Here is a 14,066-nt window from a genome sequence, read left to right as displayed (position 1 = left end):
AGCAATGCGCAACAAAGTGCTTACCGCCGACGACGTCGCGGGCCGGCTGAAGAGCGGCATGACGATCGGCATCGGGGGCTGGGGATCGCGTCGTAAGCCGATGGCCCTCATCCAGGCGATCCTTCGCTCGGACGTGACGGATCTGACTGTCGTCAGCTTCGGCGGACCCGACGTCGGCTTGCTTTGTGCCGCAGGGAAATTGAAGAAGCTCTACTTCGGCTTCGTCTCCCTCGACTCGATTCCGTACGACCCCTACTTCTCCGCAGCCCGGACAGCCGGAGCGATCGAGATACGCGAGCTCGACGAGGGCATGGTCAACACCGGCCTCCAGGCTGCCGCACAGCGACTGCCGTTCCTGCCGATGCGTGCAGGTCTCGGTTCCGATGTGCCGAAGTACTTCCCCGAGTTGAAGACCGTTGTCTCGCCGTACGACGACGGCAGCGAACTCATCGCGATGCCTGCTCTCGAACTCGACGCCGCGCTGGTTCACCTGAACCTCGCCGACGCCCACGGCAACGCCGCATACCTCGGCCCTGACCCGTACTTCGACGACTTGTTCTGCCTCGCTGCCGAACAGCGTTTCGTCTCCGTCGAACGCATCGTCGATACCGCAGACCTCGTTGCTAGCGCTCCCCCGCAGGCTCTCCTGCTGAACCGAATGATGGTCGACGGCGTCGTGGAGGCACCGGGCGGTGCCGGATTCACCTCGTGCGTACCTGATTACGGTCGCGACGAAGAACTCCAGAAACAGTATGCGGAGGCAGCGTCCGAACCCGACGGGTGGAAGCGCTTCGCTCAGCTGACAAATCAGGAAGGGGCGTCCGCATGAGCGGCATCGACATCACCCGGGCGGACATCTGCGCAGTTGCATGCGCGGACATGTTCGCAGGCGCAGGCGAGATCATGGCAAGTCCGATGGGCCTCATGCCCAGCATCGGCGCCCGCCTGGCCAAACTCACCACCGAGCCCGACCTACTCCTCTCCGACGGAGAGGCGTATCTCATGGCCGACACACCGGCACTCGGTGCCACCGGCGCGATCGAGGGATGGATCCCGTACCGGAAGGTATTCGACGTTGTCGCCAGCGGTCGACGTCATGTAGTGATGGGCGCCAACCAGATCGACCGGTTCGGCAACCAGAATATTTCGCACTTCGGCCCGCACGACAAGCCGACGCGACAGATGTTCGGGTCCCGCGGCGCCCCCGGCAACACGATCAATCACCGCACCAGCTACTGGATTGCGCGGCACTCGGCACGCGTCTTCACCGAGACCGTCGATCTGGTGTCCGGTGTCGGTTACGACCGCATCACCGACAACGCAGGGTTCGCCCACCACGATCTGCACCGGGTTGTCACCAACCTGGGCGTATTCGATTTCTCCGGCGAGAACCACGCGATGCGCTTGCTCTCGGTGCATCCCGGAGTCACCGTCGACGAGGTGCTCGAGAACACCGGATTCGAACTCGACACTGCCGATGTCACAGACTCCAGGCTCCCCACCGACGAAGAGATGACCCTGCTCGGCGTCATCGATCCCAAGGGGTCGCGTAGCCGCGAGGTCAAGGGATGAGCGGCCTTCGCACGCCGCTGACCGAACTGGTCGGCATCGAACATCCCGTCGTTCAGACCGGCATGGGCTGGGTTGCCGGGCCGCGCCTGGTCGCAGCCACCGCCAATGCGGGCGGCCTAGGCATCCTGGCATCGGCGACGATGACCTACGCCGAGCTCGAAGCGGCAGTGGCGAAGACGAAGACGTTGACCGACAAGCCCTTCGGCGTCAACATCCGTGCAGATGCCACCGACGCTCGTCAACGCATCGATCTCCTGATTCGGGAGAACGTGCGTGTCGCTTCCTTCGCACTGGCACCCAAGGAAGAACTCATCGCGCTGCTCAAAAAGGCAGGCGTAGTAGTAATTCCATCGATCGGTGCTGCCAAGCACGCCAAGAAAGTTGCAGCCTGGGGCGCCGACGCAGTCATCGTCCAGGGCGGCGAGGGCGGCGGTCACACCGGACCGGTCGCGACGACGCTTCTGCTCCCGTCCGTGCTCGACGCCGTCGACATCCCTGTGGTGGCGGCAGGTGGTTTCTACGATGGCCGCGGCCTCGCTGCGGCACTGGCCTACGGTGCGGCGGGCGTTGCGATGGGTACCCGATTCCTGTTGACGCAAGAGAGCACGGTTCCGGATTCGGTCAAGCAGGAGTACCTCAAACGGGGCCTGCAGGACACGACCGTCTCGCGACGCGTCGACGGTATGCCGCACCGGGTGCTCAACACCGAGCTGGTGACGAGTCTCGAACAGTCGAACCCCGCTCGTGGCCTGTTCGCCGCTGTCGGCAATGCTCGCAAGTTCAAGTCGATGACCGGTATGACGTGGTCGAATCTCGCCCGCGACGGAATTGCGATGCGCCGCAGCAGCGATCGGACGTGGCAGCAGATCATCATGGCTGCGAACACCCCGATGCTGCTCAAAGCAGGCCTGGTCGACGGCGATACGCGTGCTGGTGTGTTGGCTTCGGGTCAGGTTGTCGGAATGATCGAAGACCTGCCGACGTGCGCCGAGCTGATCTCCGCGATCGTCGAGGACGCAGTGCGTCGTATCGACGACATCCAGAAGTTCACGACCGTGAGCTGATCAACCTTCTGTCACCGCCCTCCACCGATATCGCCACCTGCCGGACCAGCCGAGAGCTAGGAAGCGGAAGCCTTCGCGGCAATCCGCGCCTGGACCTCGGGCCTGCGCAGTGGCGGGACGGTGGGGGGCGGTCGACGTCTATCGGGCAGCGCGTCGAGCAGCCGGTGCGTCGTGGCAGTTACCTCCGCGACGGCCTGCTCGAATGCCTCCCGGGTGGCGTCGGATGTCTTCTGGACGCCACTGATCTTGCGGACGTACTGTCTTGCCGCGGCCTCGATCTCATCGTCCGTGGCGTGCGGTTCGAGCCCGCGCAGCGTCGTGATGTTTCGGCACATGGACGCCACGATAGTCCTGGTCGTGCGATCCTTCTAGAGCCTGAGAAGTCCTTCGAGCGCTCGTAGGCACAGTCCGCGCAGATCTTCTTCGGAGATGGTCCGGCGGTCCATCCAGTCGAGGCATACAGCCCGCACGAACGACACCCAACCCCGTAGCGCCGTTCTGAGAACCTCGTCCTCTCGGACCTCCGGGGGAAGGGCGGCAAGGATGCGATCCTGCTGCACCCCTAGTTCGGCCGTCACCATCGCCTGAATCTCGGTGTCTCCGGACATCGCCCCTCGGTTGACCGCGCGGACCCCGTGTTCGTGGGCGAGCACGTAACCGATATATGCATCGAGCCCCGCTGCAACCTGCTCGGTGATCGGGAGCGAGGTATCGGGGGCTGTCATCTCGAGAATCCGTGCCGACTCGACGCGAATGATCTCGGCGAAGAAGTCACGCTTCGAGGAAAAGTAGTGGTACATCAAGCCGCGTGAGACCCCTGCGAGGTCGGCGACTTCCTCGATCCACACGTCTTCGTACGGCCGCTCGGCAAACAGGCGGGACCCGATGTCGAGCAATTGTGCGCGTCGCAGATCAGGTGACAGGCGTTTACGTGGGCTGGACATCGTGTGTGCGATGTTACTCGGCAGCACTTCGAGACGAAGATGGACGTGGACTCCGCCGAATGCTCGGAGAGTCCACGCCCATTGTCGGGTCAGTGTGCGGCGTGCGCCGCAACATCCTTCGACGTCTTCTTGGGCCGGTGGGTGAAGACCAGCAGTGCCACGGTGAGGACGAGCCATCCGCCCAGGATGAACAGTCCCTTGTCGACGCCAGTACTACCGAAGTAAACGATGGAACGGGCCGCATCCATCGCCCCTGAGCCGATCCAGAAGTTGCTGACGCCCGACCAGAATCCGGGGAGGAAGTCGACCGGGATAGCCGCACCTGCGCTGGGGAAGTTCAGGAAGATCATGAGGAGCATCACCACCATGATCGCGGCGTGGCCGAATACCTTGTTGGCCAGGATACTGACCAGTCCGACGGTGAAGGTATAGGTGAAGATCACCGCGAGCATCGCCAGGTTCTCCACGAACGAAGCTGCGTAGAACCCCACGAATATCGACGACACGAGGTACGACAACGCGATACCGATGACGGACATCGCAGCGAGAATTCCAAGCTTGGGTCGCATCCGCATGGCCGGGGCAACCTGTGCGAGGACGGTGATCGTCAGATAGCCGATGATCGTGGACACGACGAGCAGGTAGAACAACGCTTGGCCGGTGGGGTCATCTGGTGCGAGCGGCGCGTGATCGACGATGTTCGCCGGCTGTCCCTGGGCGGCGGCGAGTGGTTGGGTCAACCCCTCGACGGCTTGCACGAGCACCGGACCCTCGGCGGACGCGACGTGCACGGTCATAGGTGAACCCAGTTCGATGACGCCGGCAATCTCGCGGCCTTGCAGGCGTTCGATCGCTGCAGCGGTGTCTGTCGACGTCTGGAGGTCGAACTTGCCCTCGACTTTGCTCGCGAGTCGATCGACGAGTGCGGTGGTGGAGGACTCCGGACCGGTGACCACTATTTCCACATTCCGGGGCGTCGGATTGTGAAAGGCGCTCACATAACAGAGCGCGAACATCACGGCGAAGAAGATCGGAAACACCATCGCTTCGACGACGGAGCGCCACGCGGTCCGACTTTCCCCGGCGGCGGGCGCCGATGCTTGGGAATGCTCCAAAATATGAGCGGGTGCGATGGCTTCGGTGTCGGCCCCGAAGGCCTGATCCCAGTCGGGATGCCGGTGGTCACTGGAGTGTGGCATGCGCAACAGACCTTTCAGTTCAAGTGTCAACGATGATGACAAATGACAGTCAACAGTGTTGACGGCGCACTTGTCAACACTGTTGACTACGATGGTTTCCCGAGGAGCGTTACATCGATCAAAGGACGCAGCAATGTCGGCAGAAATCTCGGACGAGGGTGCCCGGTCGGGTACCGCCCACAACCGCCAAGCCGTACAGGCCGCCGCGACGCAACTGTTCGCCGAACAAGGCTTTGCCGCCACCGGGGTCCGCGATATCGCCAGACATGCGGGCGTGGATCCAGCTCTCGTCATTCGATATTTCGGGTCCAAGGAAAAACTCTTCATTCGCACGATGACGATGTCCGACGCGTTCGTAGAGGTCATGCAGGGACCACTCGACGAATTGGGTAGCGCCTTGGTCGATTTCGTCGTCCGCAGAACACGTCAGCGACAGGTGGGCACTTCGGCTGCCGTCTACGCAGCACTCGTTCGCGCATCCGACCGCCCAGTGGTCCGCGAACACCTGCAGGAGGCGATCGAGCAGATGATCATTGCGCCACTCGCTCCGCGACTGTCGGGGGGCGACGCCGAGTTACGGTCTCATCTGCTCGCAGCGCAGCTGTCCGGGTTGATGACCGCCCTGTACGTCGTCGAGAGTCCGTGGCTGCTCGCAGCCTCGACCGATGACATCGTCGAACGCTACGGCGACGCACTACAAACCGTCATCGATGGCGAGCCGCGTCACCGAGGATAGACGCTCGGGAGGGAGCCGATCGTGAAGATCGACATTGCTTCGCCGAGTGACAGTTGACACTGATTCAGTAGCGAGTAGGTTCACTGTTGTATTCGAGTTCAGTAGTGAATCGAGAGGGTCAGCATGGTCACCGACGTCGACGTGGCGACGCACGCACTTCCGCACCCGAGCAGGCGCCTCCCATTCCTCGGCGATGTCCTCGGAGTACACGCATCGACGCCCGTTCAGGATTCGATAGCCCTCGCCGAGAAACTGGGCCCGATCTTCGAACGAGTGGTCATGGGGCGCCAATACGTGATGGTTTCAGGCGCCGACCTGGCCGGGGAGTTGTGCGACGAACATCGGTTCGTCAAACACGTATCCCCCGCTATCGTGGGCTTGCGCTCGATCGGAGGCGACGCTCTGTTCACTGCACATTCGGACGAGCCGAACTGGCAGAAGGCACACGATCTACTCCGACCGGCCTTCACCCAGCCCGCAATGCGCAGCTACCACCACATCATGGTCGACGTCGCAGCCGATCTCACGGCACACTGGCGCTCGCACACCAAGGTCGATGTGTCCGCCGACATGACCAAGCTGACCCTCGACACCATCGGCAGAACCGGATTCAGCTATGGGTTCGACTCGTTCAACCGCGACAAGCCGCACCCTTTCGTCGACGCGATGGTCGGGGTCCTTTCACACAATCAGCGACGCGAAATCGTGCCGATCCCATGGTTGGCCGACATCGTTTTTCGCAGAGCCGACCGTAGGAACGAACGCGACAAGCACTACATCGCAACCCTTCTCGACGACATCGTGCGTACTCGCCGCGACGCCGGCACGTCCGGTCGAGGCGATCTTCTCGACATCATGCTCGATGCTGCGCGCGACGCCGACAATCCCAATGCCCTGAGCGAAATCAACATTCGCCAGCAAATAGTGACGTTCCTGATCGCCGGCCACGAAACCACTTCGGGCGCTCTATCTTTCGCTCTGTACTACCTCTCGCAGCACCCCGACATTCTCGAGGCCGCGCGCGCCGAGGTCGACGAGGTATGGGGTTCACAGACCCCGGAGTTCGAACAGGTCCCCAAGCTCCGACTGGTTCGACGCATCCTCGACGAGAGCTTGCGACTCTGGCCGACTGCGCCTGCATTCGCCCGCGAGGCGCGCGAGGACACCTCGATCGGCGGCATCCATTCGATGAAAAAGGGCGATTGGGCGTTCGTTCTCATCCCCGGTTTGCACCGAGACCCGGTCTGGGGCGACAACCCCGACGCATTCGATCCCGATCGGTTTCTGTCCGCCAATGTCCGGTCACGGCCGGGGCACGTCTACAAGCCGTGGGGTACGGGTGAACGAGCGTGCATCGGCCGGCAGTTCGCCATCCATGAGGCTGTACTTGTCCTCGGAACCATATTGCAGCAGTTCGATATTCGGGCCGACCCCGACTACCGACTGAAGATCGAGGAGCGGCTGACTCTGATGCCGAAGAACTTCGAACTGACGGTGTCAGTCCGGGAGTAGTGGAACCGACAGCCCGGAGTTGCGGCCCAACAGAACTCCCCTGGTGAGAGCACTCTTCCCGAATTTGGTGTGAACGCCGTCGAGAGCAGCATCGAGCGCAGAAGCACTCGGAGCGTCCTGGGGTCGGTCGAACTGCAACTCGAGTTGCTCGGCACCCGTGCGTTCGATATTCGAGACCGTGATGCCCACCAGAGTGATCCCACGCTCGGCGATCAGAGACGCCGCGTCCTGCAGAAGCGTCAGGGACGCGTCGAGAATGGCCTGGGTGTCGGCTGTCGCACGGCCCAGCGTGTGTGAACGTGTGATGCGGGTGAAGTCAGCGAACCGGACGCTCAAAACCACTGTGCGGCCAGTGCGCTCAGCGGCGCGCATCCGCTGTGTCACTCGATCCACCAGGGCAATGAGGGAGACCTTCACCTCCGCCGACGACGTCGGGCCGCTCCCGAGTGCGTGCTGCGCACCGATGGAACTGCGTCCCCGATACGTCTGAACCTGTCGGGGATCGCGATTGTTGGCGAGCGAATACAGATGATGCCCTGCGCCTTTACCGAGAATCGACACGATGGAGGCTTCACTGTGGGCGGCGATGTCACCGATCGTCACGATGTCGAATGCATGAAGCTTGTCCGCGGTGACCTTCCCGACGCCCCATAGCCGCTCGATCTTCAGCGGATGGAGAAACTCGAGCTCACGGCCGGGCGGAACCAACAACAATCCGTCGGGCTTTCCGACCGCACTGGCCACTTTCGCCAGAAACTTGGTGCATGCGATACCGACAGTGATGGGCAGGCCAACCTGCTCCTTGACCTCACGCCGCAGTCTTTCGGCGATCCGAACCGGAGTGCCTCGAATTTTGCTTAACCCACCGACCTCGAGGAACGCCTCGTCGACGGAAATGCCCTCCACGAGCGGAGTGGTGTTACGAAAGATCTCGAATACGGCCCGGCTCGCCTCGATGTATGCATCCATGCGTGGGGCAACGAAAATTGCGTGCGGACACAATGCTCGGGCCTGAGCGCCACTCATTGGCGTCCGGACCCCGAATGCTTTGGCCTCGTAGCTGGCGGCGAGCACGACCCCACCGCCGACCAATACCGGTTTGCCTCGAAGGCGTGGGTCGTATCGCTGCTCTACCGACGCATAGAACGAGTCCAGATCGGCATGCATGATGCTGGCCCCAGCACTGCTCACCGGGGCATCGGGGGCGAACTCGGTCACGACCACAGGGTCGCACACAGGTCCGACATTCGCCCCGACGCCAGCGTGCTACGCGAGAATCAGAGCCGTTCGATGATCGTGACGTTGGCGGTACCGCCGCCTTCACAGACGGTCTGCAGGCCGTAACGGCCTCCGGTGCGTTCGAGTTCGCACAGCATGGTGGCAAAGAGCTTTGCCCCCGTCGCGCCGAGTGGGTGCCCTAGAGCGATCGCACCACCGTTGATGTTGACCCGGGCCGGATCAGCGCCGGTCTCCTTCAACCACGCTAAGACAACGGGAGCGAACGCCTCGTTGATCTCCACGACGTCGATGTCGTCGATCGTCAGGCCGGCCTTCTCGAGTGCGTGCTTGGTGGCCGTGATCGGCGCACTCAGCATGAAGATCGGGTCGGCACCGCGGGCACTCAAGTGATGTATCCGGGCGCGCGGAGTGAGTCCATGTGCCTCGACTGCTGCTGCGGAGGCCACGAGCGTCGCGCTCGCTCCGTCGCAGATCTGGCTGGCGAGGGCTGCAGTGAGCCGTCCACCCTCGGTGAGTGGCTTGAGCGAAGCCATCTTTTCGAGAGTCGTCTCACGCGGGCACTCGTCGACCATGAAGTCGCCGACGCCGACGATCTCGCGATCGAATCGCCCTTCGGCTATGGCGTGCCGAGCACGCTGATGGCTGGCCAGAGCGAACTGCTCCATGTCTTCACGCGTGACGTCCCACTTCTCGGCGATGAGCTCGGCGCCGCGGAACTGCGAGACTTCCTGCTTGCCATAGCGGTGTTCCCACCCCTTCGATCCACTGAACGGGGTCTCGAAACCGTACTGCTGTCCCACGACCATCGCTGCCGCGATCGGGATCTGTGTCATGTTCTGTACGCCACCGGCGACGATCAGATCCGATGTCCCGCTCATGACGGCCTGGGCGGCGAAGTGAATGGCCTGCTGGCTCGAGCCGCACTGACGATCGACGGTGACCCCTGGTACTTCCTCCGGGAATCCAGCCGCCAACCAGGCTGTGCGCGCTATGTTTCCAGCTTGCCCACCGATGGCGTCGACGCAACCGAAAATGACGTCGTCGATCTGGGGCGGATCGATCGAGGACCGATCCATCAAAGAACGCAGGACGCTCGCACCGAGATCGGCGGGGTGCGTCTCGGCGAGGGAACCGCCGCGCTTACCGACCGGAGTTCGAACAGCGTCGATTATGTAGGCCTCGGGCATGGGAAGACTCTCCTAGGTTGACGCCGTGCGGGATCGTGTGACGGACTTGGGAGTGCTCGACAATCCGTCGAGCACGATGGCGAGATACTGCTGCGCGACGGCTTCTGCGGTGAGCTTGCCGCCCGGGCGATACCACCGGACGGCCACCCACACTGTGTCGCGCATGAATCGGTAGACGAGTTCGACGTCGACATCCGGCCGGAAACTGCCGTCTGCGATACCGCGCTCGACGACACCGTTCCAGAGTTCACGAAACTCACCATTACGCTCGGTGATGTACTCGAAGCGTTCGGTGCCGACGAGATGCTTGGCCTCGTCCTGATAGATCGCGACGGCCGAGTGCGAGCGGTCGATCGCGTCGAACGACGCCACTACGAGACCTTCCAGTGTTTCCCGCGGACCCAATCCCTCTGCCACGATCTTGTGGTAGCTGTCGAAGAGTTCGTCGAGGAATCCCCGCAGAATCTCGTCGACCATGGACTCTTTGGAGTCGAAGTGGTGATAGAGACTCCCGGAGAGGATCCCTGCTGCGTCGGCAATGTCACGGACCGTCGTTGCACGCATGCCACGTTCGGCAAAGAGCGTCGCGGCGAGCTCGAGCAGCTCTTCGCGTCGTCCTACGGCTTTGGGGGTTCGGGGCACCGGGACATCATACCAACCAAGCACTTGCTTTGCATACGTGCGTGGGTCAGGCCGTCAGGTGATGCACGAAGCACCACCGCCAGTTCTCCCCCGGCTCGGCGGATTCCATGACGGGGTGGCCGGTCTCGTGGAAGTGCGCCGTGGCGTGCTGGCGCGCCGAGGAGTCGCAACACCCGATGTGGCCACACTCCAGGCAGGCGCGCAGCGCAACCCATTCAGTCCCGTCGCGGACGCACTCGTGGCAAGTTCCGTCGGAGTGCGTTTGCGCTTCCGGGTAACGGTCGAGATCGGCGCACGCGACTGAAGGATGGCCACGCAGTTCGTTCGACGCTCGAATGTCGCGACGCGACTCGCTCGCTGCGTCGATCATCGATTCCTCGACGTCGAGCATCCCCAACACTTCGCCGACGACCTCGGACGGCACGGTTCCGGAGCTGCGGATCTCGAGAATTCGATCGCGTTCGGCCTTGATCATGGTCAGCCGGACGCGTGCATACAGCTCGCTGGGCGTCTCCTGATCCGCAGTGGTGCCGAGTCGTTCCCATGCAGCGTAATTGCGTTGCTCCACGCGTTGACGAACGAGCGTGCCGATGTCGTGGGGGTCCTCGAATTCGAGCTTGTCGAGCGCGGCGTATCCCGCTTTCGACGCCTGTTGCAGCAGGGTGGCACGGGCCAACGCGTCACCCATCGGATCAGGTGACGGGACCTTCAGGCGCCGGGCGAGCAGTGGAAGCGAGAGCCCTTGCAGGAACAGGGTCCCGGCCACGACCGTGAAAGCAATGAGAAGCAGAACTTCTCGATCTTGGGTTCCCAACGGAATGATGAAGGCAGCAGCGAGCGTGACGACCCCGCGCATTCCGGCCCAGCCGATGAGCAGCGTGTAGCGCCACGACGGGACCGTCCCTGTCGTGAGATCGGCACCCGGGCGTACCAGGGCGTAGCGGGAGACGAATACCCAGAAGATCCGGATCACGATGACGCCTACGAGCGTGGCCGTGCACACCGAGGCGATGGTCAGGGGTGAGAGCGAACTCTTGGCGACATCGCGCACGATCCACGACGCCTGTAGGCCGATCAGCAGGAAGACTGCATTCTCGAGAATGAAGGCGATGGTTCGCCAGTTGATACGCTCCGCGATCCGGGATTGCGCCGACTGCAGAATCGGGGCTTCGTGACCGAGCAACAGCCCGGCGACGACGACCGCCAGAACACCGGAGGCATGAATCTCCTCGGCCAAGAGATACGCAGCAAACGGCACGACGAACGAAATTGCGGTGTCCAGCACCGGATTGGTCAGTCTGCGCCGAACCTTGGCGACTACGTAGAACGTCACCAGCCCGACTGCGACGCCGCCGCCTGCCGCGATGACGAAGTCGAGTCCGATCCGGCCGGCATTCACCGAGTTGCTCAGCGCATAGATTGCCGTGCTCAGCGCGACGAGGGCGGTCGCGTCGTTGAGCAGCGACTCACCTTCGAGGATCGTCACTATTTGACGAGGCAGGCCGATTCTGCGACCGATGGCAGAGGCAGCGACCGCATCCGGTGGTGCGACGACAGCGCCGATCGCGAGCGCTGCAGGCCAGGAGATATCCGGCAGGATGGTGTGCACGATTGCGCCGACGCCGATTGCCGTGACGGCGACCAGCACGACCGACAGTAGAAGGATCGATCGGCGATTGGCATTGATATCGACCAGTGAGGATTGGATCGCCGTCGCATAGAGCAGGGGCGGAAGCAGTCCGAGCAATACCACCTCGGGTTCGAGGTGAATCTCCGGCATTCCCGGCGCGTAGGACGCCGCGACCCCTACCGCGATCAGCAGTAGGGGCGGCGGAACGCCCAGTCGCTCGGCCAGGCCCGCGACGGTGAGTACACCGACCGCGAGGGCCACGAGAAAGACAGCGATCTCCATAGCCAGTCATTGTCCCCGCACTCTCGCCGGCGGCGAAGTGAGGGACCCGTCTCAGGCCCGCTGGCTGGAGACGGACACCACCTCGCCCGTCAGGTAGCTCGAGTAGTCGCTGGCCAGCATCGCGATGGTTGCTGCGATTTCCCACGGTTCCGCAGCGCGGCCGAAGGCTTCGTCCGCAGACAGTTGGTCGAGAAGATCCTCGGAGGTCACCTTGGCGAGGAACGCGTGCTTTGCGATGCTCGGTGCGACGGCATTGATCCGCACTCCGAATTCGGCCGCTTCGACGGCGGAGCAGCGGGTCAGCGCCATGACGCCGGCTTTCGCGGCGGCGTAGTGAGCCTGTCCCTTCTGCGCGCGCCAGCCGAGGACGCTTGCATTGTTGACGATGACGCCACCGTGACCGGCAGTACGGAAATACCGCAATGCCTCTCGCGTGCAGCGGAATGTGCCGTTCAGCGTGATGTCGAGGACCCGATCCCACTGCTCGTCGGTCATGTCCACGACGGGAACTTCGCCGCCGAGACCTGCATTGTTGACGAGGATGTCGATGCGGCCCATCCGCTCGGCGGCCGTGTCGATGAGGTTGCGTACTTGTTCGGTGCTCGATACATCGCACACCGCGGACTCGACTCGGGCGTCGGGGAACTGCTCCGCCAAGCTCTCGCGGGTGGCGTCGAGCCTGCGCTCGTGCCAGTCGGAGACGAGGACGTCGCCACCTTCGGCAAGTATCCGACGTGCCGTCGCCGAGCCGATGCCGGTTCCCGCTGCGGCGGTCACGACGGCTACCCGGCCGACGAGTAGTCCATGGCCGGAGATCTCGGCCGGTGGGGTGGACAGTGGTCCGGTCATGGACGCGCCTCTCGGGGTAGGCCGAGCACTCGCTCGGAGATGATGTTGCGCTGCACTTCGTTCGATCCGCCGTAGATGGTGTCGGCGCGAGTGAAGAGGTACAGGCGTTGCAGGTTGGTCAGTTCTTCTTCGTAAGTCAGTGAATTCGCACCGAGCACATCCATCGCGAGTTCACCGAGTCCTCGATGCCAGTTGGCCCACAGGAGCTTCGAGACCGATGCCTCGCCGCCGCCCGTGCCGGCGTCGACGGTTGCCAGTGTGCGCAAGGCGTGCGCTCGCATCACCGACAGTCCGATCCTCGCCCGTGCCAGCCTGTCGCTCAGAATCGGGTCCGCAGCCGAACCGTTGCGCTGGGCAATTTCCTCGATACCGTCGAGTTCGCGGGCGAAGCCGACCTGCTGCCCGAGCGTGGATACTCCGCGCTCGAAGGTCAGCGTTCCCATGGCAATCCGCCAACCATCTCCGGGTTCGCCGACGACGAGATCCGCTTCGGTCCGGGCGTCCTCGAAGAACACTTCGTTGAACTCGGACGTTCCGGTCAACTGGTTGATGGGTCGAACGGTCACACCGGGTTGGTCCATGGGAACGAGCAGATACGACAATCCTGCGTGCCGTTTGGATCCTGGCTCGGTCCGAGTAAGGACGAAACACCAGTCGGCGACGTGTGCCAGCGAAGTCCAGATCTTCTGGCCGTTGATCACCCAGCCCTCGTCGTCGAGGCGCGCCGTCGTGGAGACGTTTGCGAGATCCGAGCCTGCACCGGGCTCCGAGTAGCCCTGGCACCAGAGTTCGGAGACCGTATTGATGCCGGGAAGAAAGCGCTTTTTCTGCTCCTCGGTGCCGAACGCGATGAGCGTCGGGCCCAGCAGTTCCTCGCCGACGTGGCTTACGCGCGCGGGCGCATCGGCCTTGGCGTACTCCTCGTGGAAGATCAACTGCTGATCGAGCGTCGCCGCCCGTCCGCCGTGTTCCTCCGGCCAGCCGAGGCACGTCCATCCGGAAGCCGCAAGGTGGCGATCCCACGCAAGCCGCTCTTCGAAGGCCTCATGCTCCCGCCCGGGTCCACCCAGCCCACGTAAGGCTGCGTACTCCCCGTTCAGATTCTCTGCCAACCATTGTCGAACCTCGGCGGCGAACTCCACATCGGACGCACCCGAGATACCTTGCCGAACCTGCCCCTGGCTTCCATCCACTTCAGTAGGATAACCTA

Annotated in this window: 14 protein-coding genes; 5 read left to right on the top strand and 9 right to left on the bottom strand. The window is 63.0% G+C overall.

The features are described 5' to 3' along the window. The first annotated feature begins 4 nt into the window (after positions 1-4). Genes O1W68_RS08700 through ipdC form a run of 3 tightly spaced genes read left to right on the top strand, consistent with a single transcriptional unit; the run spans position 5 to position 2,636 of the window. Positions 5-829 carry a CoA transferase subunit A gene (locus O1W68_RS08700; RefSeq protein ID WP_442972315.1) on the top strand — a complete coding sequence of 275 codons (825 nt, stop codon included), beginning with the start codon at positions 5-7 and terminating at the stop codon, positions 827-829. After that, on the top strand, positions 826-1,572 hold the full coding sequence (locus O1W68_RS08695; protein WP_269302675.1) for a CoA-transferase subunit beta: 747 nt from the start codon (positions 826-828) through the stop codon (positions 1,570-1,572). Before O1W68_RS08700 ends, O1W68_RS08695 begins: the two co-directional genes overlap by 4 nt. After that, positions 1,569-2,636: a (3aS,4S,5R,7aS)-5-hydroxy-7a-methyl-1-oxo-octahydro-1H-indene-4-carboxyl-CoA dehydrogenase gene (gene ipdC, locus O1W68_RS08690; protein ID WP_269302673.1), complete on the top strand. Its 1,068-nt coding sequence runs from the start codon at positions 1,569-1,571 to the stop codon at positions 2,634-2,636. The genes O1W68_RS08695 and ipdC overlap by 4 nt, the downstream gene beginning before the upstream one ends. Before the next feature lie 56 nt (positions 2,637-2,692). Here the strand turns inward: ipdC and O1W68_RS08685 are convergent, their stop codons facing one another. The 3 genes from O1W68_RS08685 to O1W68_RS08675 all read right to left on the bottom strand — a co-directional run bounded on the left by O1W68_RS08685 (position 2,693) and on the right by O1W68_RS08675 (position 4,779). Next, entirely contained in the window at positions 2,693-2,971 is a 279-nt protein-coding gene (locus tag O1W68_RS08685) for a DUF2277 domain-containing protein (RefSeq protein ID WP_269302671.1), read from the bottom strand. A gap of 33 nt (positions 2,972-3,004) precedes the next feature. After that, positions 3,005-3,580 carry a TetR/AcrR family transcriptional regulator gene (locus tag O1W68_RS08680; RefSeq protein WP_269302669.1) on the bottom strand — a complete coding sequence of 192 codons (576 nt, stop codon included), beginning with the start codon at positions 3,578-3,580 and terminating at the stop codon, positions 3,005-3,007. Positions 3,581-3,669: 89 nt separating this feature from the next. Continuing rightward, positions 3,670-4,779 carry a hypothetical protein gene (locus O1W68_RS08675; protein WP_269302667.1) on the bottom strand — a complete coding sequence of 370 codons (1,110 nt, stop codon included), beginning with the start codon at positions 4,777-4,779 and terminating at the stop codon, positions 3,670-3,672. Positions 4,780-4,912: 133 nt separating this feature from the next. On the opposite strand from O1W68_RS08675, the gene O1W68_RS08670 reads away from it, so the two are divergent. Beyond that, on the top strand, positions 4,913-5,515 hold the full coding sequence (locus tag O1W68_RS08670; protein WP_269302665.1) for a TetR/AcrR family transcriptional regulator: 603 nt from the start codon (positions 4,913-4,915) through the stop codon (positions 5,513-5,515). Positions 5,516-5,638: 123 nt separating this feature from the next. Beyond that, the gene (locus tag O1W68_RS08665) at positions 5,639-7,027 is read left to right on the top strand and encodes a cytochrome P450 (protein ID WP_269302663.1); all 1,389 of its coding nucleotides are present in this window, start codon (positions 5,639-5,641) and stop codon (positions 7,025-7,027) included. Here O1W68_RS08665 and dinB read toward each other — a convergent pair. From dinB to O1W68_RS08635, 6 genes are all read right to left on the bottom strand, one after another. Next, positions 7,013-8,194, bottom strand: a complete 1,182-nt coding sequence (gene dinB / locus O1W68_RS08660) for a DNA polymerase IV (protein WP_269302896.1) — start codon at positions 8,192-8,194, stop codon at positions 7,013-7,015. The two genes, O1W68_RS08665 and dinB, sit on opposite strands and share 15 nt — an antisense overlap. Positions 8,195-8,304: 110 nt before the next feature. Then, on the bottom strand, positions 8,305-9,453 hold the full coding sequence (locus O1W68_RS08655; protein ID WP_269302661.1) for an acetyl-CoA C-acetyltransferase: 1,149 nt from the start codon (positions 9,451-9,453) through the stop codon (positions 8,305-8,307). 12 nt (positions 9,454-9,465) lie between these two features. Then, entirely contained in the window at positions 9,466-10,095 is a 630-nt protein-coding gene (locus O1W68_RS08650) for a TetR/AcrR family transcriptional regulator (protein WP_269302659.1), read from the bottom strand. 46 nt (positions 10,096-10,141) lie between these two features. Beyond that, entirely contained in the window at positions 10,142-12,007 is a 1,866-nt protein-coding gene (locus O1W68_RS08645) for a Na+/H+ antiporter (protein ID WP_269302657.1), read from the bottom strand. Positions 12,008-12,058: 51 nt separating this feature from the next. Next, positions 12,059-12,856, bottom strand: coding sequence for an SDR family oxidoreductase (locus O1W68_RS08640; protein WP_186629594.1), 798 nt, complete (start codon positions 12,854-12,856; stop codon positions 12,059-12,061). Further along, a complete protein-coding gene (locus O1W68_RS08635; RefSeq protein ID WP_269302652.1) occupies positions 12,853-14,049 on the bottom strand; it encodes an acyl-CoA dehydrogenase family protein in 1,197 nt (398 codons plus the stop codon). Before O1W68_RS08635 ends, O1W68_RS08640 begins: the two co-directional genes overlap by 4 nt. Positions 14,050-14,066 lie beyond the last annotated feature (17 nt).

Source organism: Rhodococcus sp. H36-A4, from assembly GCF_027158005.1.
In the GTDB taxonomy this organism is placed as follows: Bacteria; Actinomycetota; Actinomycetes; order Mycobacteriales; family Mycobacteriaceae; genus Rhodococcoides.
The sequence above is the reverse complement of the archived record's forward strand: the minus strand, read 5'-3'. Positions and strand labels throughout refer to the sequence as shown.